The following is a 2,431-nucleotide window of genomic DNA, read 5'->3' as shown; positions in this document are numbered from 1 at the left end:
ATGCTGATTTGGATTATATCCACCTTTTTATTTAAAGAAAAAGAGCAGCCTTAATATAATTAAAGCTGCCCCACTGTCATTTTAAGAGAGTTCCAATATTAATTTTACGATGCTGATTCTTACATACGGTTCTTCTGACTTTCTCCGGCACCGGTACCTTTGTACTTGCTCTTGGCTGTATTGAATTTATAGCGTAGAGTCAAAGCGATACTGCGATGCACTTCCTGTTTTAGCATCATCACACGATTTCCACTGTACAAAACAGTTTTGGCAGCGCTGGAATTGAATAAATCATCAGCCTGAAGCCTGATACTCAGACGTTCATTAAAGAAGCTTTTATATAAACCCACATTAGCATACCAGCAGCCTTCAGATACATACGCATTTTCATTATCTCCAGGAGTATCTGCTCCAAAATCTATATCAAGACCAAAATCAGACGGCAAACTGAAGTGGTTACGGAACGAAAACGAACCTATAGGATTATTGAAATTATCTATGCCACCGGGGACATCTACCTTGTACCATTGCTGAAGCAACATAAGCGTAAGTTGAGGAGACCATATACCAATCGTAGGAGCAAGCGTCAAACTGGAATATAACTTATCTGAACTATATCTATTATAATAACTGAACAAAGAAATAGTTGGATCATCATCCGAATAAGCCTGACTTAGTTGAAGGATTGCATCACGACCGTGAATGTAACGCGTATTGAAATACAACCACTTGTATGAAGCATTAAACGAAAGCCTGTTTATAACAGAAGGCTTTAACAAAGGATTTCCGCTTTCATAAGTATAACGGTTGATATACGTTGTGTTACTACGGAGCATCCAGTACGATGGACGGTATATACTACCCGCATAGCTCAACTGCAACTGAATCTTACCGACAGGAAGAGAAAGTGAAACAGAAGGGAACACGTTATCGTATGTACGACTCTGTTCATCAATGCGCTTGTCTTCTTCGAAATAATCAGAAGCCAAGTGCTCATAGCGAACTCCGGCTCTTACTTGTAACTGACTTATACGGAAACCATATTCCGCAAAAAGGGCAAAACTATTCTCACGGATACGACTTTCGTCATCATCCAGAATTCCTTCTACATTCCGATAATTATTCAACCGGTTGGTGTAAGTGTATTCACCGCCAAGCGAGAAATTGCCTTTCCACAGCGGATGCTCGGCTACCAGCTTGGCAGCATACAGTGTATTTTTATCCAGACTCTCGCTGGTAACAGTCTGTTCTTTCCGTTCACCGTCTGCCGGAATAATTTCTTCCAGCATTTCCTGCGTTATCCTATTGTCCTGCCAAATCCCGTCGGCATTAAAGTCAATGTGCCAGTCGCCTACCTGTCCGTTATAATAAGTGTTCAGTGTATGACCGAAACTTTCATGATTCTGCCATCCGATGCTGCTGCTTTTCTCATAAGGCATATTATCTTGTGCCACATTGGTCTGCATATTAATTTCATCATGGAATTTCGGTGAACGGTCAAAATTATAGCGTATTCCCCACGAGTGATTTTCATTAAACTGATAATTGAGAGAGAGCATGGCAGACAGGTTCTGAATGTGCACCCGGTCGTTCAATTGGGATTCCTGTTTCCACGTACGGTCGAGAAAAGTTTCCTGTACGATGCGCTTGTTGTTTTCGCTTCGTCTGTCATTGCCTGAAAGCATACCCGACAAGTCAAAGCCTCCTTTACGATAGTTGAAATCAAATATATCACGCACTGTCCAGTCATAGCGATATTCGGTATAGAAACGGTTATCGAAACCAAAGCCTTCACCTTGCGGCTTTTTGGTCCGAATACGGATAACAGCGTTTACCGTCGCATCATAGCGTGAACCGGGATTGTTTACCACTTCCACGCTTTTGATGTTATCCGAAGAAAGCTGATTCAACTCGGAATTGTCTCGCACCTTACGACCGTTGATATAAATTTCCGGAGCACCAGCACCAAACACACGGACTTCTCCATCATCGGCTGATACCCCCGGAAGCTTGTTCAGTAAATCCTCTCCTGTTCCTGCTTTTTCAAGGATACTACCCTGCACGGTAGTCACTATAGCATCTCCTTTCAGTTGCATCTTGGGTAAGTCGGCTTTTACAACCACTTCACCCAGCAGTTGTGCATCCGAAGCAAGTTGGACGATACCAATATTAGCAGGAACCGTTGGTTTATATACTGTCTTATATCCGATAGAGGATATTTTTACAATCTGGTTTTGCGAGGTTGTCTCCAGCGTGAATGTTCCGTCCTCACCGCTGACGGTTCCACTCACAAACGCCGAATCAGGCAGTGACAGCAGCACTACATTGGCGTAAGGCAACGGCTGATTGTTTTCATCAATCAGCTTTCCGCTTACGGTCTGTGCGGACAAACTGACAGGTAGTATGATTCCTGTCAGCACAAACAAAAATA

Annotated in this window: 1 protein-coding gene; it reads right to left on the bottom strand. The window is 42.7% G+C overall.

Annotated features, from left to right (window positions below; all coding sequences use genetic code 11):
* Positions 1 to 119: 119 nt before the first annotated feature.
* Positions 120 to 2,426: an outer membrane beta-barrel protein gene (locus RDP42_RS12465; RefSeq protein WP_308763952.1), complete on the bottom strand. Its 2,307-nt coding sequence runs from the start codon at positions 2,424 to 2,426 to the stop codon at positions 120 to 122.
* Positions 2,427 to 2,431: the final 5 nt, after the last annotated feature.

It is taken from the genome of uncultured Bacteroides sp. (assembly GCF_902472605.1).
GTDB lineage: Bacteria > Bacteroidota > Bacteroidia > Bacteroidales > Bacteroidaceae > Phocaeicola.
Note: the sequence above shows the minus strand (reverse complement) of the source record. Positions and strands in the feature narration are given on the sequence as shown.